Consider the following 19,956-nt stretch of genomic DNA (forward strand, 5'->3'; position numbering starts at 1 on the left):
GGGCGCATCATCTGGAAGGAAGGCGCTGCATTGTCAGTCATTTCGCTGCAAGCCGTCACCAAGGTCTACACGCTCGGCGACAACCGCGTGCATGCGTTGCGGGGCGTGAACCTCGACATCGAGGAGGGCGAGTTCGTCGCGATCGTCGGCCCGTCCGGCTCGGGCAAGTCCACCATGATGCATATCCTGGGCTGCCTGGACCGGCCGACCGACGGGACCTACCTGCTTAACGGCAAGGACGTCTCGTCGCTGTCCGGGGCCGAGCTGGCGGACATCCGCAACCGCCAGATCGGCTTCGTCTTCCAGGGCTTCAACCTTCTGCCGCGCACCACCGCGGTGGAGAACGTGGAGATCCCGCTGCTCTATTCGCGGCCGGTGCTGCCGGCGGCGGAGCGGCGCGCGCGCGCCATGAAGGCGCTGGAGGTGGTCGGCCTGAGCAATCGGGCCGAGCACCAGCCCAACCAGCTCTCCGGCGGCCAGCAACAGCGCGTCGCCATCGCCCGCGCCCTGGTCAACCAGCCGTCGCTGATCCTGGCCGACGAGCCGACGGGCAACCTCGACAGCAAGACCAGCATCGACGTGATGCGGGCCCTGCAGGACCTGCGGGCCCGGCTCGGCATCACGATCGTCCTGATCACGCACGAGCTGGAGATCGCCGCCTACGCCACGCGCATCATCGCGGTGCGCGACGGCGCCATCCTCAGCGATCGCCCCAACACCCCGCAGGAGCCGCCGGCCGAGCCCGCCGCGGCGGCGGCCGAAGTCTGATCGGGGGCGCTCGTGGCCGCGGTCTGGCTCCACCTTCGTCTCGCCGTCCAGGGACTGCTGCGCAACCGCGTGCAGACGGTGCTGGCGATGCTGGGCGTGATGGTGGGCGTCGGCGCGCTGGTCACCAGCCTGGCCCTCGGGCGCGGGGCGCAACAGGCGCTGGACGACCAGCTCCGCGCGGCCGGCGCCAACCTGCTGGTGGTCACCGCCGGCAACTACAAGGTCAAGACCGACACGTCGGTCGATCCGGACGCCTATGTCGGCCACGGCTTCGGGATGAACGTCCCCGAACTCAAGCCCGATCCCCGGCAGGGGCTGATCCTCAAGGCCTCGTTCGACGGGACCTTCGTCGTGCACGGCGCCGACGGAGCGGCGAGCGGCGATCCCTTCGCCCCGCGCGACGCCATGCTGATGCGCATCCACTTCGAAGACGACCCGATGGCGGTGCACGACCACCCCACCGCGGCCCAGCGGCTTGGCGACGCCTCGGCCGGCCTCGGCTCGGCCGCGACCCTGACGCGGGACGACGCCCGCGCGATCGCCAAGATTCCGGGCGTCCAATACGTGGTGTCGGGGATCCACGAGAACGAGCGGCTGTTCCTGAAGGACGATCCCAAGTCCACCCAGTGGTTCACCCGGATGCACGGGACCGAGGCGGACCTGCCGGAGATCCGCAGCGGCTGGACCATGGTCTACGGCCATTTCCTGACTCACGAGAACGTCGAACGCGGCGAGCAGGTGGCGGTGCTCGGCAAGGTCGCGGCGGACCACCTGTTCGGCAAGGGCGTGAACCCGGTGGGGCGCGAGGTGGTGCTGTGGCACCAGCACTTCAAGGTGGTCGGCGTGGTGGGCAGCCGCAGCTGGGTCACCCAGCCGGCGGCCGGCGACGACCAGTTCGACGCCTTCTACGTGCCCGTCAGCACCATCGACAACCTGCTGAACCTCAGCAAGCTCAACAACATATCGGTCACCACCGTGTCCGTCGGCGAGACCACGCGGGTGGCCAAGGAGATCACCGACCTCCTGCGCAAGCGCCACAAGATCACCGAGGCGATGGCCGACGACTTCACGGTCACCAGCGTGGCCCAGCAGGTGCTCGGCAAGGGCCTGCCGCCCGAGCTCGCCCGCGTGGTGACCGGCAACATGCGCAGCGTCGACCAGATGACCGTGGCCAGCCTGTCGGCGTCGCTGAAGCGCACCAACTGGACCATCGTCTCGCTGCTGGCCGGGGTGGCGGCCGTGTCGCTGCTGGTCGGCGGCATCGGCGTGATGAACCTGCTCCTCCTGTCGGTGACCCAGCGCACGCGCGAGGTCGGGCTGCGCGTGGCTCTGGGCGCGCGGCACAGCGACATCGCCGTGCAGTTCCTCCTGGAGGCGGTGCTCCTGTGCGTCGCCGGCGGGCTGCTCGGCGTCGTGTGCGGGGTGGCCGCCTCCGGCAGCCTGGAAAAGTTCTTCAAGTGGTCGGCCGTGGTCTCCCCTGTCGCAGCCGCGACCGCCGTGGCCGTGGCCGTGCTGCTGGGCATGGCGTGCGGCGTGTATCCGGCGCGCCGCGCGGCCCAGCTCGATCCCATCGAGGCGCTCAAATATGAATAGATCTCTCCTCACCGCGGCCCTGGCCGCGTCGCTTCTCCTGGCCGCGTCCGCGGTTCCCGCAGGCGCCCACAACGGCGTCGACGACGAACCGCACCACGGCGGCGTGGTGACCGCCTATCGCGACATGCACTTCGAGCTGGCCGCGAAGCCGACGGGCGCGATCGAGATCTACTTCTCCGACGCGATGGGCGAGCCGCTGCCGGCCTCGGCCGTCTCCCAGGTCGCGGTGGAGATCGAGCATCCCGGCAAGAAGACCGAATACGTCGACATGCGCATCGATCCGACCGGGGTCTTCTGGACGGGAACCGGCGCGCCCTTGGCCGACGCCGGCTCGGTGCTGCACGTCGGCTTCTTCGCAAAGGGCAAGTCGGCGCTGGCCGACGTGAAGGGCGCGGCCGTGATCGCGGCCGCGAAGAAGGGGCCGGAACACCACCATGGGCATTAACCTGCGCATGGCGATGCGCGCCCTGACGCAGAACAAGCTGCAGGCGCTGCTCACCTTGCTCGGGATGAGCATGGGCGTGGCCATGGTGGTGATCGTCTCCGGGCTCGGGCGAGGCGCGCAGCTTCGGATCGAGGCCCAGATCGAGGCCGCTGGGCCGACCCGCGTCACCATCCGCCCCGGCAACTTCACGCCCGCGGCGATCGATACGAGCGGGCGCCAGGACAACAGCGGCGGCGAGCAGTCCGAAGGCTCGGTCGGGTTCGTCGGCGCCGACGGCCAGTTGCCGAACATGACCCGCGACGCGGCCGCCAAGGACGCGCGCCAGCGCATGACCGCGGTGCGGCGGACGCTCCACCGCACCCCGCCCTCCCCGCTCGGCCAGGCCGAGATGGACATGCTGCGCGGCCTGGACGGCGTGCGTTCCGTCGCCGGGGCGGTGGAGGGCAACGTCAGCGTCGACCCGCAGGCCGGCCTGCCGGTCTACGTCGTGCGCGTCCACGGCTTCGAGAGCGACTGGCCGGATATGGCCGGGTGGAAGCTGTTGTCGGGCAAGATGATCTCGGCGAGCGAGCACGCCCGGAACGAGCCGGTGATGCTGGTGACGCCGCAAGCCGCCAAGCGGCTGTGGCCGACGGCGGATTCGGTGCTGGGACAAACGATCCCGATCGGCGGCCGCCAGGTCCGCGTCGTCGGGCTGGTCCGCACCGGCGACGAAGACGGCGGCGTCGTCCCATCGATCTACCTGCCGGTGAAGCTCGCCCAGGGGCTGCTCAAGCGCGACAGCTACGACGACATCACCGTGCGGACCGCCTCGGTGGGCGTCACCACAGCCGTCGCCAAGGACATCCAGGACAAGCTGCGCGCGCTGCACAAGCTGCCCGACGACACGCTCAACGACTTCCGGGTCGAGAGCCAGAGCATCTCGGCCCTGCCCAGCATGGGCGCGGATCCGCACCTGGTGCGGGCCGTGCACAGCAACACCGCCGAGCTCGACCGGGCGTCCTGGGAGCAGATGGCCAAGAGCCTGCGCCAGGCCGGGCGCACCTTCACCCTGCTGCTGGCGGGAGCGGCGGCCGTGTCGCTGCTGGTCGGCGGCATCGGCGTGATGAACATCATGCTGGTGTCGGTGACTGCGCGCACGCGCGAGATCGGCCTTCGCATGGCCCTGGGGGCGCGCGCCGGCGACGTGATGATGCAGTTCCTGGTGGAGGCCGTGACCCTGGCGGCGCTGGGTGGCCTGCTGGGCCTGGGCCTGGGCGGGATCGGCCTGATGATCACCGACCACGGCCTGCACTGGGCCACGGCGGCCTCGCCGACCATGCTGGCGGCGGCCCTGGCGATGGCCGCGATCACCGGCGTCGTCTTCGGCATCGCGCCGGCGCGCCGCGCCGCCTTCCTCGATCCCGTCGTCGCCCTGAAGTCGGAGTAGCCGATGACCGCCCGCTTCCGGAGAAGGCCATGCTCCCGCTGATCCGCATCAACATCCGGCTGGCGATCCGCTCGCTCAACCGCAACCGGCTGCGCACCTTCCTGACGATGCTCGGCATCATCATCGGCGTGGCGGCGGTGCTGACGATGGTGGCGCTCGGCACCGGCGCGAAGGGCTCGGTCGAAGGCGAGGTCAAGTCCGCGGGCACGAACCTGGTCTTCGTGCGGTCGGGCAACTACACCCGCGGCGGCGAAAGCGTCGGCATCGCCGCCGGCCTGGGCTCGGCCACCACCCTCAGCGCCGAGGACGCCAAGGCGATCGAGGCCAAGGTCGACGGCGTCAGCGCCATCAGTCCGGGGATCACCGTGCGCACCAGCGTCGTCAGCGGCGCCTCGCGCGCGTTCGCGCAGGTCGAGGGCGTCGGAACGGGCTACGCCAAGGCGTACATGTGGAACGTGCGTCCCGGCCGGATGCTCGACGACGGCGCGGACGAGGCGGTGATCGGCCGGACCCTGGCCGACAACCTCTTCGGCAAGGGCTTCAACCCGGTCGGCAAGCCCATCACCCTGCGCGACGCCACCTACACCATCGTCGGCGTCACGTCGGACGCCTCCGACGACCACAACGAGATGCTGTTCGTCCCCTGGCGCAACCTGCAGGCGGCCCAGACGGTTCCGCATCTGGACTACATCGTCATCGCCGCCGAGCAGGCCGGCAAGGCGTCGGCCATCGCCGACGCCGCCAAGACGCTGCTTCGCGAGCGCCACCATCTCACGTCGGCCGGCGCCGACCAGGGCTACATCAGCCAGCAGGGCGGCGGCGCGGGCCGGCCGGACGACTTCACCGTGGAGACCCAGGCGGCCAAGGCGCTGACCCAGGGCCTCTACACGCCGGCGGCGGCCTTCGCCCTGGCCAACCTGCCCAAGCTGGACGAGGTCACGCTTTCGGAGATGACCGACACGCTCGACCGGGCCAGCGACACCATGACCGCGCTGCTCGCCAGCATCGCCGGGGTGTCGCTGATCGTGGGCGGCATCGGCATCATGAATATCATGCTGGTGTCGGTCACCGAGCGCACGCGCGAGATCGGCCTGCGCGTGGCCACCGGGGCGCGGTCCAGCGACGTGGCGCTGCAGTTCATGATCGAGGCGATCACCCTCAGCGTCATGGGCGGGGCGATCGGACTGATCCTGGGATTGATCTCGTCGTGGCTGATCGGCTGGGCGCTGCACTGGCCGGCGAGCGTGCCGGTCGCGGCCATGGTCCTGGCCATCGGCATCGCCGCGCTCGTGGGGCTCGTCTTCGGCATCTATCCGGCGCGGCGGGCCGCGCTCCTCGATCCGATCGACGCCCTGCGGACCGAGTAGCAGCCGAAGGTCCCGACATGGCTTTGGCGACGAGCAGCTACATGCAGGCGTCCGCCCGGCGGAGCGCGGGCCGCATCGTCATTCCCATCGCCTTCTCGGCGGCCGTGATCGCGATCGTTCTCATCGCCCGGCCTCCCTCGGCGCAGGCGCGCCTGGACTCGCAGGCGCAGCGCTTCGTCACCCTGGCCCTGTCCCTTGGCCGCATCGACCCGCGCGAGGTGGACGCCTACTTCGGCCCGGCCAAGCTGACGCCGCCGGGACCGGCGCCTTCGCTCGACAAGATGGACGCCGAGCTGGCGCGGCTGCGCGCCGACATATTGCAGGACGAGGCCTCGCCGCGCCGGGACCGCCTGGAGGGCCTGACGAGCCAACTGGCCGCGCTGGTGGAGGCGCGGCGGACGCCGAACGCGCTGAGCTTCGACGAGGAGACGCGGCGGCTCTACCACCTGCGGATCGCGCCGCCGGACCAAGCCAGGCTGGCCCAGGCCCGCGCGCAACTGGAGGCGTTGCTGCCCGGGCCGGGAGACCTGCCGGACCGCCTCGCCGCCTTTCGCGACCGCTATGTCATCCCCGCCGACAAGCGCCAGGCCGTCTTCACGCGGGCCCTGGCCGAATGCCGGGCGCGCACCCTCGCCCATTGGCCGCTTCCGGCGGACGAGCGCGTCGACGTCGATTGGAGCCGAGACGTCGACGCCGCCTGGCAGCGCTACCAGGGCGGCGCGCGCAGCACGCTGCAGATCAATCCCGACTCGGTGGCCTACATCGGCTCGGCGCTCGACGTGGCCTGCCACGAGGCCTACCCCGGCCACCACGCCCAGTTCCTGCTGCAGCGCGCCGGCGCCGGCGCCGCCGGGCCGCTGGTGGAGGACACGGTGGTTCTGCTTCGCTCGCCGCAGCAGGTGCTGCGGGAGGGCGCCGCCGAGTACGGGGTCGAGGTCGCCTTCCCGCTTCAGGACCGCGCCGCCTTCCAGCGCGACGTGCTCTTCCCGCTCGCCGGCTTCCCGCCGGACGAAGCGGCGAAGTACGTCCAGGTCCATGCGCTGGCGCGACAGGCCGCCGCCGCCGCCGCGCCGATCCTGCGCGACTATCACGACGGGCGGAAAACCTTCTTCGACGCCGCCTACGCGCTGGAGACCGAGGCGCTGATCGCCAGTCCGCGGGCGCTCCTGGAATACGAAGACCGCTACGGCGCCTACGCGGCCAGCTACGGCGCCGCGGCCGACCTCGTCGCACGGTGCGTCGAAGCCCGCCGCCGGGGCGGCGAGCAGGAGCGGTGGAGCCTTCTGCGCGACATCGTGGCCGACGGCGACCTGTCGGCGCTCAGCGGCGAGGCCTGCGCCGCATGACGCCAGCCCTCAGCGCACAAACCCTCTTCGCGCCCGCCGCCCGGTCGCGCCACAGCCTTGCAGCCGCCACGGAGTCGAAATGAAGCCGCTCGCCATCGCCAGCCTCGCCGCCTGGGCGGCGGCCACAGCCGCGGTCGCCCACGACGGTCCCGTTCGCGCCGACGCCCACGCGCCGATCGGCATCATGGGCGACCACACCCACCACGCCGGGGAGTTCATGTTCTCCTACCGCTTCATGCACATGGACATGAAGGGCAGCCTCGACGGAACCGACGACATCAGCCCGCAGGCCATCGTGACCAGCGTGGCCAATCCGAACGCCCCGCCCGCCACCTTGCGCGTCGCGCCGCTCAAGATGGGAATGGACATGCACATGTTCGGCGCGATGTGGGCGCCCAGCGACCGCGTCACGCTGATGGCGATGACGAGCTACGTGCAAAAGGACATGGACCACCTCACCTTCCAGGGCATGTCCGGGACCACCCAGCTCGGGACCTTCACCGCGCGCTCGGAGGGCTTCGGCGACACGCGGGTGATCGCGCTGATCAGCGTGGCCAAGACGGCCGCGTCGAGCCTGCACGTCCAGGCGGGCGTCTCCGCGCCCACCGGGTCGATCGACAAGTCCGACCAGGTGCTCACGCCGATGAACACGCGGCCGACCCTGACCCTGCCCTACGCCATGCAGCTCGGCTCGGGCACGTGGGATCCGATCCTGGGCGTGACCGTCCGGCACAAGGCCGGCGACTGGACCTTCGGCGGCCAGGCCAACGCCATCTTCCGGGTCGCGAAGAACGACCGGGACTACGCCCTCGGCGACGAGTTCAACGCCAGCGCCTGGGCGGCCTGGTCGCCGGCGCCCGCCTGGTCCTTCTCGGCGCGGACCCAGTACGCCTCGAGCGGCGGCATCGACGGGCGCGACACGCGGATCACCGCGCCGGTGCAGACCGCCGACCCGGCCAACTACGGCGGCGAGCGGCTGGACCTCTACGCCGGCGTGAACTGGGTCGGCCAGTCGGGCGCCCTGCGCGGCCAGCGGTTCGCCGCCGAGATCGGCGCGCCGATCTATCAGGACCTGAACGGGCCGCAGTTGAAGACGGGCTGGACCCTGATGCTGGGCTGGCAATACGCGCCCGGCGGAATGCGGCACTAAACCGCCGCGCCCTAGCCCTTCTTCGGCGTGGCGGCGGGCGGCGAGGCGGAGGCCTGCTTGGCCGGGGCGGCGGGCGCGGCGCCGGCCGCCTTGGGCGTGGGCGCGCCGACCGGGGCGGGCTTGTCGCGGAACTTCTGCTTCATCTTCTCCACCCAGCCGGTGAAGGCCGCGTCGTTGGCCGAGACGCGGCTGAAGTCGGAGACGCTGAGCCGGTCGGTGGAGACCCCGGTGAGCGCCACCTTCAGCGCCTCGGGGTTTGAAGCCTGGGCGAAGAAGCCCTGGTAGCGCTGCTCCAGGCGGGCGAGCGAGGTCTCGTCGCCGGCCAGGCTGTAGCTGACGCCGGCGCGCAGCAGGTCGCCCTCCTCTTCCGGCGACAGGGCGCCGGGCTGTTTCCAGCGGTCGCCGAGGAGCTTCTCGAACTGGGCGCCGGCGGCGGGCCAATCCTTCTGCTTCCAGGTGATTTCGGCGCGCAGGGCCTGGCCGTCGGGCGAGGCGTCCTTGCCCAGCACCTCAAGGGCGAAGTCCAGCCGGTTCAGGCCCATAAGGGCGCGGGCCTCCACCAGCCGGCGCTCGGCGTTGAGGGCGGACGGCAGGATGGTGGTGCGCGAGGCGTTGATCGCCTGCAGCGCCTTCTCCGGCTTGTGGTCCATCAGGTAGATGGTGGCCAGGTCCGTGGCCACCTGGGCGCGCGGCACCCCGTCCAGGCGGTTGTTGACCTGATAGTCCAGGAGCTCGGCGGCCTGGGGCAACAGGTCCACGTCCACCAGCCGGCGCGCCAGCTTGCGCACCATCAGGTCGCCGTCGGCGCCGGGGGGCGTCAGGTCCTTGAAGTCGTAGAACATGGCCAGGGCCTGGATCGGCTCCAGCCCGTCGGCCAGGCCGTCGAGGAACAGGCCGCGGAAGGCGTGGTCGAGGTCGGCCTGCAGGTCGGCCGCCTGGGGCATGTAGGCCATGCGCTGGCCGGCGGTGCGCAGGATCTCCAGCGCCTCGCGGTAGCGGCCCTGGCTGAGGTAGAGGTTGCCGAGGGCGCGGATGGTCTCCAGCTCGGTGGCGTCCCCGCGCCAGCGGTAGCGCAGGCCGTCGTAGACGGCCGCGGCCTTGGCCGGCTTGATCTCGCCGCGCTGGTAGCGGATCTCGGTGGCGCGCAGGAGGGCCGGCGCCTGGAGATAGTCGGCCGAGGAGTGCGAGACCGCGTCGTAGATGTGCAGCGCCCAGGCGGTCTGGCCCTGGGCCTCCAGGATGCGCGCCTGCACCAGGCGCGTGGCCAGCTCCTCGCGCGGCTCGACCTTGCTCATCAGGGCCACGTTGATGCGCTTGGTGGCGCCTTCCAGGTCGCCGAGGGCGAGCGCGGCGCGGGCGTCGGCGCGGGCGAAGCGGGCGCGCCACAGCGGCGAGAAACGGGTGAAGGCCTCGGCGCCGGCGGTGAACTGCTGGCGGGTCTCGGTCCACTGGTTCTGCTGGGCGGCGATGTAGGCGCGCCAGAGCGCGCTGGACGGATCGTCTGACAGGGTCGGCGCGGAGAAGTCGGCCTCGGCCTCCTTGTAGCGGTGCGCCAGCACGCGGGCGACGCCGCGCAGGCCGCGGAACTCCGGCAGGTCCATGGCCTCCGGATGCTGCGCGGCCAGGCCGTTGAGCACGCCGATGGCCTCGTAGGCGAGGTCCGAGCCCACCAGGAAACGGGCCAGGGCCAGGCGCGCGGCCAGCCCGGAATCGCGGCCCTTGGCCTCCTCCTCGGAGGCGGCGTCCAGGAGGGCGTCGTAGCGGGCGATGAACCCGCCCGAGCCGGTCCTGGGCCAGTTCTCGTAGTCGATCAGCGCCGGCAGGCCCGCCGGCTGCGGCGCGCCCGGCTCGGCGGTGTGGCGCTCGGCGAAGGCGGCCTGCGGCGACAGGGCCAGGCCCTCGGGCCGGCCGATGCTGACGAGATCGCCGTCGAAGGTCATGCCCACGTCGTCGGTGTAGGCCTCCATCGCCAGCCCCTGGGCCGAGGGCAGCAGGGCCATCTGCACGAACTCGCGGCGGGAGGGCAGGCCCTTGGCAGGGCCGAGCGCGGTGGCCACGGTGATCGCGTCGCCCGCCGCCGGGTCGGTCACCTTGACCACCTTGGTGACGCCGGCGATGGCCGCGCTCAGCGCCGCCGGCCCGCCGCCGGGCGCGCGCTCGACCTTGACGGCGGACTGCTTGCCCGAGGCGGCTGAGCCGAGGGTGACCGTCCAGGTCGCGCCGTCGTTGGAGGCGAACACCGGGGTGGTCGAGGTGGCGTCGATGCGCACGGCGCTGTAGTCGGCGCCCTTGTAGGCGGTGACGCCCTTGAACTGGCGAAGCCCGCGGGGCGCGCGGCTGACGTCCAGCGTGGCGGGCGCGTCGAACACCACCCAGACCGCGTCGCCCCGGCGGAACACGGCCGCGCCGTTGGGCTTGGCCCAAGGGAACGACAGGGTGACCTTGCCCGGATCGACCTGGGCGGCCATGTGCACCACCCCGCCGGCCGGGATCGGGTCGGGGCGCTTGACCGGCTCGGGCTCCGGCGCGGGCGCGGCCTCAGCTTCGGCCTTGGCCTCCGCCGGCTTGGCGGCGGCGTCCTGCGGCTTCTTCTTGAAGACGTTGAGGTAGGCCGCGCCGTCGGCGAAGCCCGAATTGGCGTCGGCGTCGTCGGCCAGGGTGAGCACCACCTCCAGCTTCGAGCCGGCGCGGCGGGCGGTCACCGCCTTGACCCCGTCGGGCGGATCGACCTTCAGGCGGGTGATGTCCGGGTCGGCGTCGCGAGGGAAGGCCAGGATCACGTCGTGGCCCTCGCGGCGGATGGCCGCCTTGGCCCCGCCGGACGACTTCAGCTCGATGCGGGTGAAGTCCTTGGAGTCTGCGACGCTGACCTGGATGGTCCCGGCCGGCGCGGCCAGGCCCGCGGGCGCGGCGACGCAGGCGATGCAGATCGCCGCGACGCCGGATCGCAGGGCCCGGGACAGATTCATCGATCAGCCGGCCTTGGCCGGCGGGCCGGCGGCGGGCGCGGCCGGCGCCGGGGCGGCCGAGGCGCTCGGCCCGGGCGTGACGCCGGCGGCGGCGCCTGCGGCCTGGGCGCGGGCGGCCAGGCCCTGGGCGTCGGTGTAGCGCTTGGCCAGCGCCTCGGTCAGCTTCTTGGCTTCGCTCGCCGGCATGGCGGCCAGCACCGCCGAGAGCGAGCGCTCCTTCATCTTGGCGGCGATGGGCAGGCGAACGGAATCCTCCAGCACGGCCATGCGCGCGGCGGCGTCCTTGGCCTTCATGCCCTCGAACACCTTCACCATGCGCGCCAGCTCTGCGTCCTCGCGGGCGTCGGCCTGGTTCAAGAGGCCCTGGATGTCGGTCTTCAGACCGTTGAGCGTCTTGACCTTGGCGTCGAGCTTGGCCTCGGCGGCGGCCAAGAGCGCGAGCTGGGTGTCGAGGTCCTGCTCGCGCTTGTCGAGCACGCCCCGGCGCGCGCCCAGGCTCTGCAGCATCTGCAGCTCGGCGGGCGACAGGCCGGCCTCCTTGGCGAGCTCGGCGGCGGTGGGCGCGCAGACCGGCGCCAGGGGCTTGGCGGCGGCCGGAGAGGCGGCCCCGGCGCCGGGCGGCAGCGGCGAGTTGGACGCGGCGTCGACCGCATCGCCCGTGGCGGCGGCGTCGGCCGGCGCGTCGTCCTTGGCCGCCTTCGCCGCCGCGGCGGGCTTGGCCGGCGCGGACTTGGCTTTGGCGACGGCGTCCTCGGCGAAAGCCTTGGCCCCGGACACCAGGTCCGGCAGGCCCTCGGCGCCGGCCAGGGCGTTGATCGCCAGGACCCCGCCCATGGCGACGCCCACCAGCGGCAGGATGCGCGGGATGTTGCTCATCGACGGCCTCCCATGACGGCGCGCGGCGCGTCGTCGAACAGGTCGTCGTCCATCCGGGCCGGGCGGCTCAGCACCAGCGGCTCGCGCCGCTCGGCGCGCTCGGGGACGGCGCGGCGCTCGGCCGGCGTCTCCTCACGGGCGCGCGGCTGGCGCGCGGCGGCGATCAGGGCGCCCAGGCGCTCGGCGCGGGCCTCGTCCACGGCCGTCGGCGCGTTCGCCGCCGCCGGGCCGCCGGCCTCGATGAGGCGCTCCAGGCGGGCGGCGAGCTGGCGGGCCTTGTCCATGCGCTCGTGCAGGATTTCGCTGGTCTCGTCGCTGGCGGCGCGCAGCTCGGCCAGGCCCCGCTCGGCGCGGGCGGCCGCCGCGTTCAGCTCGCCCACGGCCTGGGCGAAGCCGGCCTGGCTGTCGCGCAGCGCCTTCAGGCGCAGGTTCAGCCGCCAGCCCATGGCGAGGGCGCCGGTGAGCAGGGCGGCGAGCAACAGGTTCAGGCCAATGGCGATCGCGCTCATTTCATCCTCTGCACGGCTTTGCGGGCGGCGGGCGACAGGGGCGCCTGCACGCGGACGGCGATGTTGTGGTTGCGGCGGCCCATATGGCCGCGAGTCAGCGGGATCTGGCCAGAGCGGAGCTCCACCAGGCTGTCGGGGGTGGCGTTGAGCATCACCGTGTCGCCGACCTTGAAGTTCAGCACGTCCTCAAGGCGCATCTGCAGCTCGTCGAGCACGGCGCGCACCTCCACCTGGGTGGTCCACAGCTCGGTGGCCAGGTGGCTTTCCCAGATGTTGTCGCGGCCGAACTTCTCGCCCATGAACTGCTGCAGCAGCATCTTGCGGATGGGCTCGAGGGTCGCGTACGGCAGGAGCAGCTCGATGCGCCCGCCGCGGTCCTCCATGTCGATGCGCAGCTTGACCAGGATGGCGGCGTTGGCCGGCCGGGCGATGGCGGCGAAGCGCGGGTTGGTCTCCAGCCGGTCCAGCACGAAGTTGACCGGGGTCAGCGGCTCGAAGGCGGCCTTGGCGTCGGCCAGCACCACCTCGATCATCCGCTGCACCAGCACCCGCTCGATGGTGGTGTAGGGACGGCCCTCGATGCGCATGGCCGCCGTGCCGCGACGGCCGCCGAGCAGCACGTCGACGATCGAGTAGATCAGGTTGGAATCGACCGTCAGCAGGCCGTAGTTGTCCAGCTCCTCGGCGCGGAACACCGACAGGATCGCCGGCAGCGGGATCGAGTTCAGGTAATCGCCGAAGCGGATCGAGGAGATGTTGTCCAGGCTCACCTCGACGTTGTCGGAGGTGAAGTTGCGCAGGGACGTCGTCATCAGCCGCACCAGGCGGTCGAAGACGATCTCCAGCATCGGCAGGCGCTCATAGGAGACCAGCGCCGAATTGATGATCGCGCGGATGCCGGTGCGCTCGGCGACCTCGTCGTCGGTGAGGTCGAAGCCCAGCAGGCTGTCGATCTCGTCCTGATTGAGGATGCGCTCGGAGCCGATCAGGGCCTCGGCGTCCGGCTCGGACGGATCCCAGCCGCCGGCCGCCGCCAGATCGGCGACCTGCTGATCGGTCGGTTGTTCGATTTCGTCGTCCATGCGCCTAGCCGCCAGAACCCGGTCGGGGCCCTAGTTGATCAGCATCTCCTCGATGAGCACCGCGTTGATCTTGGCCGGAGCGAGCAGCAGGTTGACCCGCCGCAGGATCTCCATGCGCAACTGATAGCTGCCCTGGCTGCCGGCCAGGTCGTCGGGACGCAGCTCGCGCAGGAAGGTCTGGAACATGTCCTGCAGGCGCGGATTGTTCTCCTCGAGCTGGTCGACCATGTCCTCGTCGGGCAGTTCGAAGGTGAGCTTCAGCTTCAGGAAGGTCGCCTTGCCGTCGGGCGTCTGCATGTTCACGACGATGTCGGGCAGGGTGTAGTAGGTGACGCCGTTGGGGCCCTCGGCCACCACGCCGATGGTCTTGGCCTCTTCCTTGCCGCCGCCGTGGCCGCCCTTCTTTTCCTTCTTCTTCTCGGCCTTCTTGCCGTGGTCGGCGCCGGCCTCGCCGGTGGCCGCGGGCTTGGGCTTCAGGAAGATGAACGCGGCCGTGCCGCCGCCGCCCAGCACCAGCACCGCCGCCGCGCCGGCGATGATCAGCATCTTCAGCGGAAGCTTCTTCTTGGCGGACGCGTCCTCGCCGTCGCCGTCCTCGGCGCCGTCTTCCGGTGCTTCCTTGACCTTGTCCTTGGCCACGCGCGCGATTCCTTAGACTCTTGGCTCCTCCCCATTGGCCCGCGGTTGGTTAAGGATCGGTTTTTAACGCTTCTTAACCGGGGCTAACCCTGCCCGGCAAAATCCGCCGATAGGCCGCCGTTAACTTTATTAACTATTGATTTTCCTTAGATTTTTTGTTGGCCCGAAGTTTGCAGCGAATTCGGCGACGAATGTGTCGCAGTAAGGGTTCGACGGGCCAGGCCGATGGACAACGCCCTATTTGTTTCGCTGTCGCGCCAGATGGTGCTCAAGCGCGAAATGGACATCGTGGCGAACAACATCGCCAACGCCGACACCACCGGCTTCAAGGTCGAAACCCTGATGACCCGGACCGAGCCGAAGAACCCGGCCAACACCGCGCCGGGCCCGCGGCCGGTGAAGTTCGTGCTCGACGACGGGGTGGTGCGCAACTTCACCCAGGGCACCTTGCGCTCGACCGGCGGGACCTTCGACGTGGGCGTCGAGGGCGACGGCTTCTTCACCATCTCCACGGCCCAGGGCGACCGCTACACCCGCGACGGCCGCTTCCACATGGACACCACCGGCCGGCTGGTCACCGAGGCGGGCGATCCGGTGCAGGGCGAGGGCGGCGGCGACATCGTGGTCGACCCGCAGAAGGGCCCGGTGAGCATCGCCAAGGACGGCACGGTCAGCCAGGAGCGCGAGACGCTGGGCAAGATCGGCCTGGTGAAGTTCACCGAGCTGTCGGCCCTGCGCAAGACCGGCGACAACCTCTACAGCAACAGCTCCAACATCCAGCCCCAGCCCGCCACGGACTCGGTGATGCACCAGGGCATGCTGGAGAGCTCCAACGTCAATCCCATCGTGCAGGTCACCCGGATGATCGAGGTGAGCCGCGCCTACGAGCGCGTCACCAGCATGATGGACACCACAGCCGAACTGTCCCGCCGCTCCATCGAGCGGCTGGGCCAGGTGAACTAAGGGAAGTCCAGCGATGCAGTCCCTGCGTACAGCCGCCACGGGCATGGCCGCCCAGCAGCTCAATGTCGAGGTCATCTCGAACAACATCGCCAACATGAACACCGTCGGCTACAAGCGCCAGCGGGCGGAGTTCCAGGACCTGCTCTACCAGACCCTGGAGCGCGCCGGCGCCCAGTCGTCGGACCAGGGCAACATCGTGCCCACCGGGGTGCAGATCGGCGGCGGCGTGAAGGCCGGCTCGGTCTACCGCATCCAGGAACAGGGCGCGCTCACCAAGACCGACAACCAGTACGACGTGGCCATCCAGGGCCGCGGCTTCCTGCAGGTGCTGCTGCCGTCCGGCGAGATCGCCTACACCCGCGCCGGCAACCTGTCGGTCAACGCCGACGGCCAACTGGTGAACGCGGACGGCTACACCATCGAGCCGGCGATCACCATTCCCACCGACGCGGTGTCGGTGAGCATCTCCAAGGACGGCCAGGTGCAGGCGACCCGCGACGGCCAGTCCACGCCGGACGTGGTCGGCCAGATTGAACTGGCCACCTTCGTCAACGAGGCGGGCCTGGAATCGGCCGGCGACAACCTGCTCAAGCAGACCGGCGCCTCGGGCGACCCCACCACCGGCACACCCGGCTCCACCGGCTTCGGCACCCTGACCCAGGGCTACACCGAAGCCTCCAACGTCGACGCCGTCAGCGAGATCACCGCGCTCATCGTCGCCCAGCGGGCCTACGAGATGAACGCCAAGGTCATCACCGCCTCCGACGAGATGCTGCAGGCCGCCAACAACGTGAAGTCGTAGGATGAAACGCGCCCTCCTCCTTCTGACCGCCCTCAGCCTCTGCGCCGGCCCCGCGCTGGCCGGCCAGGCCGTGACGCTTCGCCCGCAGGTCGTGGACAGCGACGGGGTGGTCACCCTGGGCGACCTGTTCGCCGGCGCCGGCGAGGCCGGCAACGTCCCGGTGGCCGCGCGGACCAGCCGCTCGGTGATCCTGAACGCGCGGCTGGTGCAGGCGGCCGCCGCCCGCGCGGGCCTGGACTGGGCCAACGCCGGCGGGCTCGGCCAGATCGTCGTGGTCGGCGCCGGCTCGGCCGCCGCGAACCAGGCCGGAACCGACGCCGCCGGCGCCGTGCGCGGCAACGTCGAGGTGCTGACCTACGCGCGCAACATCGGCACGGGCGAGATCGTCCAGCCGCAGGACCTGGTGTGGGCCAAGGCCGCCGCGGCCCCGGCCGGGGCGCCCTCCGACGCCGACCAGGTGATCGGCCTGGCCGCCCGCCGGCCGCTGCGCCAGGGCGCGGCGGTCGCCGCCCGCGACGTCTCGGCCCCGCAGGTGATCAAGGCCGGCGAGATGATCACCGTGGTCTACGAGAACGCCGGGATCTCGCTGGCGCTGAAGGGCAAGGCGATGGCCGCCGCGGCGGTCGGCGACATCCTTTCGGTCCAGAACCTCGATTCCAAGAAGATCATCCAGGCCGTCGCGACCGGCCCGGGCCAGGCCGTGATCGGCCCGGCCGCCGACGCCGTGAAGGCTTCCCCCACCCGCTATGCGCTTCGCTAGACAAGGTCCGCATTCCATGCGCCGCAGCTTCGCTCTCGCCCTCGCCCTGGTCCCCCTGGCCGCCTGCTCGTCGGTCAGGGAAGCAGTCAAGGGCCCCGAACTGTCGCCGGTGAGCTATCCGGCCGCCCTGGTGCCGCAGACCCAGCCGGTGATGCCGCTCGCCTCGGCGCGCGAGCCGGCGCCGCAGCCGGCCTCGGCGAACTCGCTGTGGCGCGTGGGCGCGCGGGCCTTCTTCATCGACCAGCGGGCGAGCCGCGTGGGCGACATCCTGACCGTGCTGATCGAGATCGACGACAGCGCCAAGACCTCCAACGCCACCTCCAGCGGGCGCACCTCCTCGGCCCAATCGGGCGTGACCAACTTCCTGGGGCTGGAATCGAGCCTCGGCAAGGTGCTGCCGGGCGGGTTCGACCCGGCCAACGCGGTCAATTCCGGCTCCACCTATTCCAACGCCGGCACCGGCGCGGTGACCCGCTCGGAGAAGATCAACCTGACCATCGCCGCGGTGGTCACCGCGGTGCTGCCCAACGGCAACATGATGATCCAGGGCAGCCAGGAGGTGCGCACCAACAGCGAGGTGCGCGAGCTCACCGTGTCCGGCATCGTGCGGCCCGAGGACATCACCTCGGCCAACACCATCAAGCACACCCAGATCGCCGAGGCGCGCATCAGCTACGGCGGCCGTGGCGACATCAGCCGCGTGCAGAAGACCCCGGCCGGCCAGTCGCTGGTGGAGAAGTTCTCGCCGTTCTGATCGGACGGCGCGGCGGGCGGGCTGAAAATTCCGCTGCGCCCCGGCCTCCATTTCGCCTGAAAATGCTCTAGCTTGGCCGCATGAAGACCGTCGCTTTCGCCGCCGGGGTGCTGGCGGCCGCCCTCGCCGGCCCCGCCGGGGCGCAGGAGCGCCTGTGGACGCTGGACATTCCCAAGGCGCCGGACGACGTGGCGAGCCTGACCTACGCCCTGCCCGCCTCGGGCGACGTGGCGCTGCGGCTGAGCTGCCGGAAGAAGACCGGCCAGATCCGCATCCAGTTCCAGGCCGCCCAGGGCATGGCCGCCACCCGCCGCGGCGAGGTGTGGGTGGATGAGATCGGCCGCCAGCCGCCCTGGCCGCTCAGCGTAACCATCGCCTCCATGGACCAGCAGACCACCCTGCGCGGCCAGGCGGTTCCCGACGAAGCCACCGGCGGCTCGATCGTCAGCGTCGAGGTGGCCACGCGCGCGCCGGTGGTGGAGGCCTGGCGTACGAGCGCGGAGCTGAAGCTGACGGCGCTGGACGCCACGGCCGACCAGCCGCCGGCCAAGAAGGGCCTGGTCCGCCGGTTCCTCGGCTACTGCGACTAGGCCCGGCGGCCGGCCACGTCGGCGTTGGACAGGCCCAGCGCGCCCAGGGCCGAACGCATGATGCCCTCGGCGTCCAGGCCGGCCTCGGCGTACATCGCCTCGGGCTTGTCCTGGTCCTGGAAGATGTCGGGCAAGGTCAGGGCGCGCACCTTCAGCCCCCGGTCCAGCGCGCCGTGCTCGGCGAGCGCCTGCAGCACGAAGCCGCCGAAGCCGCCCATCGCGCCCTCTTCCACCGTGATCAGCGCCTCGTGCTCGCGGGCCAGCCGCAGCACCAGGTCCACGTCCAGCGGCTTGGCGAAGCGGGCGTCGGCGACGGTGGCGGAAAAGCCCCGCGCGGCCAGCAGGTCGGCGGCCTTCAGGCTCTCGGCCAGGCGCGCGCCGAACGACAGGATCGCCACTGTGGTCCCTTCGCGCACGATGCGGCCCTTGCCGATCTCCAGCGCCTCGGCGAGATCGGGCATCGGCACGCCCAGTCCGTCGCCGCGCGGATAGCGGAACGCCGAGGGGCGGTCGTCGACCGCCACGGCCGTGGCCACCATGCGGGCCAGCTCGGCCTCGTCGGCGGCGGCCATCATCACCATGCCCGGCAAGGCGCCCATGAAGCCGATGTCGAAGGCGCCGGCGTGGGTCGGCCCGTCGGCGCCCACCAGGCCCGCCCGGTCGATGGCGAAGCGCACCGGCAGGCGCTGGATCGCCACGTCGTGGACCACCTGGTCGTAGCCGCGCTGCAGGAAGGTGGAATAGATCGCCGCGAAGGGCTTCATGCCGTCGGCGGCCAGGCCCGCGGCGAAGGTCACCGCGTGCTGCTCGGCGATGCCCACGTCGAAGCAGCGGTCCGGGAAGCGTTCGGCGAACAAGTCCAGCCCCGTGCCCGAGGGCATCGCCGCGGTGATCGCCACGATCTTGTCGTCGCGCTCGGCCTGGCGGACCAGCTCCTCGGCGAACACCTTGGTGTAGTTGGGCGCCTTGGCCGGGGCTTTGGCCTGCTTGCCGGTGACCACGTCGAACTTCACGACGCCGTGGTACTTGTCCTCGGCCTTCTCGGCGGGGCCGTAGCCCTTGCCCTTCTGGGTGACCACGTGGACCAGCACCGGCCGGTCGGTGATCTCGTGGGCGTTCTTCAGCACCGGCACCAGGGCGTCCAGGTCGTGCCCGTCGATCGGACCGACGTAGTAGAAGCCCAGCTCCTCGAAGAAGGTGCCGCCGGTGACCATGCCGCGGGCGTATTCCTCGGCCTTGCGGGCGGCTTCCTGCAGCGGGCGCGGGAAGGCCTTGGCCATCGACTTGCCAATGTTGCGCAGGGTCTGGTAGCCGCCGCCGGACACCAGGCGGGCCATGTAGGCGCTCATCCCGCCCACCGGCGGGGCGATCGACATGTCGTTGTCGTTGAGGATGACGGTGAGCTGCTTGGTGGCGCCGTAGGCGTTGTTCATCGCCTCGTAGGCCATGCCGGCGCTCATGGCGCCGTCGCCGATCACGGCCACCACGCGGTTGTCGCGGCCCTCCAGGTCGCGGGCCACGCAGAAGCCGAGGGCCGCGGAGATCGAGGTGGAGGCGTGGGCCGTGCCGAAGGGGTCGTATTCGCTCTCGGCGCGCTTGGTGAAGCCCGACAGGCCGCCGCCCTGGCGCAGCGTGCGGATGCGGTCGCGCCGGCCGGTGAGGATCTTGTGCGGATAGGCCTGGTGGCCCACGTCCCAGATCAGGATGTCGCGCGGCGTGTCGAAGACGTAGTGCAGAGCCACGGTCAGCTCAACTACGCCCAGGCCCGCGCCCAGGTGCCCGCCAGTGGTGGAGACCGCGTCGATCGTCTCGGCGCGCAGCTCGTCGGCGAGCTGCCGCAGCTCGTTCTGGTGCAACCGTCGGATGTCGGCCGGCGAGGCGACCTTATCGAGCAGGGGCGTGACTGGCGGCATG

Annotated in this window: 18 protein-coding genes; 12 read left to right on the top strand and 6 right to left on the bottom strand. The window is 71.1% G+C overall.

Annotation, left to right across the window (positions count from 1 at the left end):
• Window positions 1-30: 30 nt before the first annotated feature.
• The 7 genes from ACE3TA_RS18205 (at window position 31) to ACE3TA_RS18235 (ending at window position 8,098) form a co-directional block, all read left to right on the top strand.
• A complete protein-coding gene (locus ACE3TA_RS18205) occupies window positions 31-768 on the top strand; it encodes an ABC transporter ATP-binding protein (RefSeq protein ID WP_374575741.1) in 738 nt (245 codons plus the stop codon).
• A 12-nt stretch (window positions 769-780) separates the two neighbouring features.
• Window positions 781-2,361: an ABC transporter permease gene (locus ACE3TA_RS18210; protein WP_374575742.1), complete on the top strand. Its 1,581-nt coding sequence runs from the start codon at window positions 781-783 to the stop codon at window positions 2,359-2,361.
• Window positions 2,354-2,806, top strand: coding sequence for a hypothetical protein (locus ACE3TA_RS18215; RefSeq protein ID WP_374575743.1), 453 nt, complete (start codon window positions 2,354-2,356; stop codon window positions 2,804-2,806). Before ACE3TA_RS18210 ends, ACE3TA_RS18215 begins: the two co-directional genes overlap by 8 nt.
• Window positions 2,796-4,235: an ABC transporter permease gene (locus ACE3TA_RS18220; protein ID WP_374575744.1), complete on the top strand. Its 1,440-nt coding sequence runs from the start codon at window positions 2,796-2,798 to the stop codon at window positions 4,233-4,235. Before ACE3TA_RS18215 ends, ACE3TA_RS18220 begins: the two co-directional genes overlap by 11 nt.
• 29 nt (window positions 4,236-4,264) lie before the next feature.
• Window positions 4,265-5,602: an ABC transporter permease gene (locus ACE3TA_RS18225; RefSeq protein ID WP_374575745.1), complete on the top strand. Its 1,338-nt coding sequence runs from the start codon at window positions 4,265-4,267 to the stop codon at window positions 5,600-5,602.
• A gap of 17 nt (window positions 5,603-5,619) precedes the next feature.
• Window positions 5,620-6,948, top strand: a complete 1,329-nt coding sequence (locus tag ACE3TA_RS18230; protein WP_374575746.1) for a hypothetical protein — start codon at window positions 5,620-5,622, stop codon at window positions 6,946-6,948.
• A 79-nt stretch (window positions 6,949-7,027) separates the two neighbouring features.
• On the top strand, window positions 7,028-8,098 hold the full coding sequence (locus ACE3TA_RS18235) for a transporter (RefSeq protein ID WP_374575747.1): 1,071 nt from the start codon (window positions 7,028-7,030) through the stop codon (window positions 8,096-8,098).
• An 11-nt stretch (window positions 8,099-8,109) separates the two neighbouring features.
• Here the strand turns inward: ACE3TA_RS18235 and ACE3TA_RS18240 are convergent, their stop codons facing one another.
• The 5 genes from ACE3TA_RS18240 to ACE3TA_RS18260 are packed head-to-tail and all read right to left on the bottom strand — an operon-like array spanning window position 8,110 to window position 14,173.
• Window positions 8,110-11,067 (bottom strand): endoglucanase, encoded by a 2,958-nt coding sequence (locus tag ACE3TA_RS18240; protein ID WP_374575749.1) that lies wholly within the window; start codon window positions 11,065-11,067, stop codon window positions 8,110-8,112.
• Window positions 11,068-11,070: 3 nt separating this feature from the next.
• Window positions 11,071-11,943, bottom strand: a complete 873-nt coding sequence (locus ACE3TA_RS18245; RefSeq protein WP_374575750.1) for a MotE family protein — start codon at window positions 11,941-11,943, stop codon at window positions 11,071-11,073.
• Complete coding sequence (locus ACE3TA_RS18250; RefSeq protein ID WP_374575751.1) at window positions 11,940-12,452, bottom strand: DUF6468 domain-containing protein; 513 nt, start codon at window positions 12,450-12,452, stop codon at window positions 11,940-11,942. The genes ACE3TA_RS18245 and ACE3TA_RS18250 overlap by 4 nt, the downstream gene beginning before the upstream one ends.
• The gene (gene fliM / locus ACE3TA_RS18255; protein WP_374575752.1) at window positions 12,449-13,534 is read right to left on the bottom strand and encodes a flagellar motor switch protein FliM; all 1,086 of its coding nucleotides are present in this window, start codon (window positions 13,532-13,534) and stop codon (window positions 12,449-12,451) included. Before fliM ends, ACE3TA_RS18250 begins: the two co-directional genes overlap by 4 nt.
• 30 nt (window positions 13,535-13,564) lie before the next feature.
• Window positions 13,565-14,173 carry a flagellar basal body-associated FliL family protein gene (locus tag ACE3TA_RS18260; RefSeq protein ID WP_374575753.1) on the bottom strand — a complete coding sequence of 203 codons (609 nt, stop codon included), beginning with the start codon at window positions 14,171-14,173 and terminating at the stop codon, window positions 13,565-13,567.
• A 225-nt stretch (window positions 14,174-14,398) separates the two neighbouring features.
• On the opposite strand from ACE3TA_RS18260, the gene flgF reads away from it, so the two are divergent.
• The 5 genes from flgF to ACE3TA_RS18285 all read left to right on the top strand — a co-directional run bounded on the left by flgF (window position 14,399) and on the right by ACE3TA_RS18285 (window position 18,042).
• Window positions 14,399-15,136 (top strand): flagellar basal-body rod protein FlgF, encoded by a 738-nt coding sequence (gene flgF / locus ACE3TA_RS18265; RefSeq protein ID WP_374575754.1) that lies wholly within the window; start codon window positions 14,399-14,401, stop codon window positions 15,134-15,136.
• Between the two features lie 13 nt (window positions 15,137-15,149).
• Window positions 15,150-15,938: a flagellar basal-body rod protein FlgG gene (flgG, locus tag ACE3TA_RS18270; RefSeq protein WP_374575755.1), complete on the top strand. Its 789-nt coding sequence runs from the start codon at window positions 15,150-15,152 to the stop codon at window positions 15,936-15,938.
• A 1-nt stretch (window position 15,939) separates the two neighbouring features.
• Window positions 15,940-16,698: a flagellar basal body P-ring formation chaperone FlgA gene (flgA, locus tag ACE3TA_RS18275; RefSeq protein ID WP_374575756.1), complete on the top strand. Its 759-nt coding sequence runs from the start codon at window positions 15,940-15,942 to the stop codon at window positions 16,696-16,698.
• A gap of 16 nt (window positions 16,699-16,714) precedes the next feature.
• Entirely contained in the window at window positions 16,715-17,452 is a 738-nt protein-coding gene (flgH, locus tag ACE3TA_RS18280) for a flagellar basal body L-ring protein FlgH (protein ID WP_374575757.1), read from the top strand.
• A gap of 80 nt (window positions 17,453-17,532) precedes the next feature.
• Window positions 17,533-18,042, top strand: a complete 510-nt coding sequence (locus ACE3TA_RS18285; RefSeq protein WP_374575758.1) for a hypothetical protein — start codon at window positions 17,533-17,535, stop codon at window positions 18,040-18,042.
• Here ACE3TA_RS18285 and dxs read toward each other — a convergent pair.
• Window positions 18,039-19,955 carry a 1-deoxy-D-xylulose-5-phosphate synthase gene (dxs, locus tag ACE3TA_RS18290; protein ID WP_374575759.1) on the bottom strand — a complete coding sequence of 639 codons (1,917 nt, stop codon included), beginning with the start codon at window positions 19,953-19,955 and terminating at the stop codon, window positions 18,039-18,041. The genes ACE3TA_RS18285 and dxs overlap by 4 nt on opposite strands.
• Window position 19,956 lies beyond the last annotated feature (1 nt).

This window comes from Phenylobacterium sp. (assembly GCF_041916435.1).
In the GTDB taxonomy this organism is placed as follows: domain Bacteria; phylum Pseudomonadota; class Alphaproteobacteria; order Caulobacterales; family Caulobacteraceae; genus Phenylobacterium.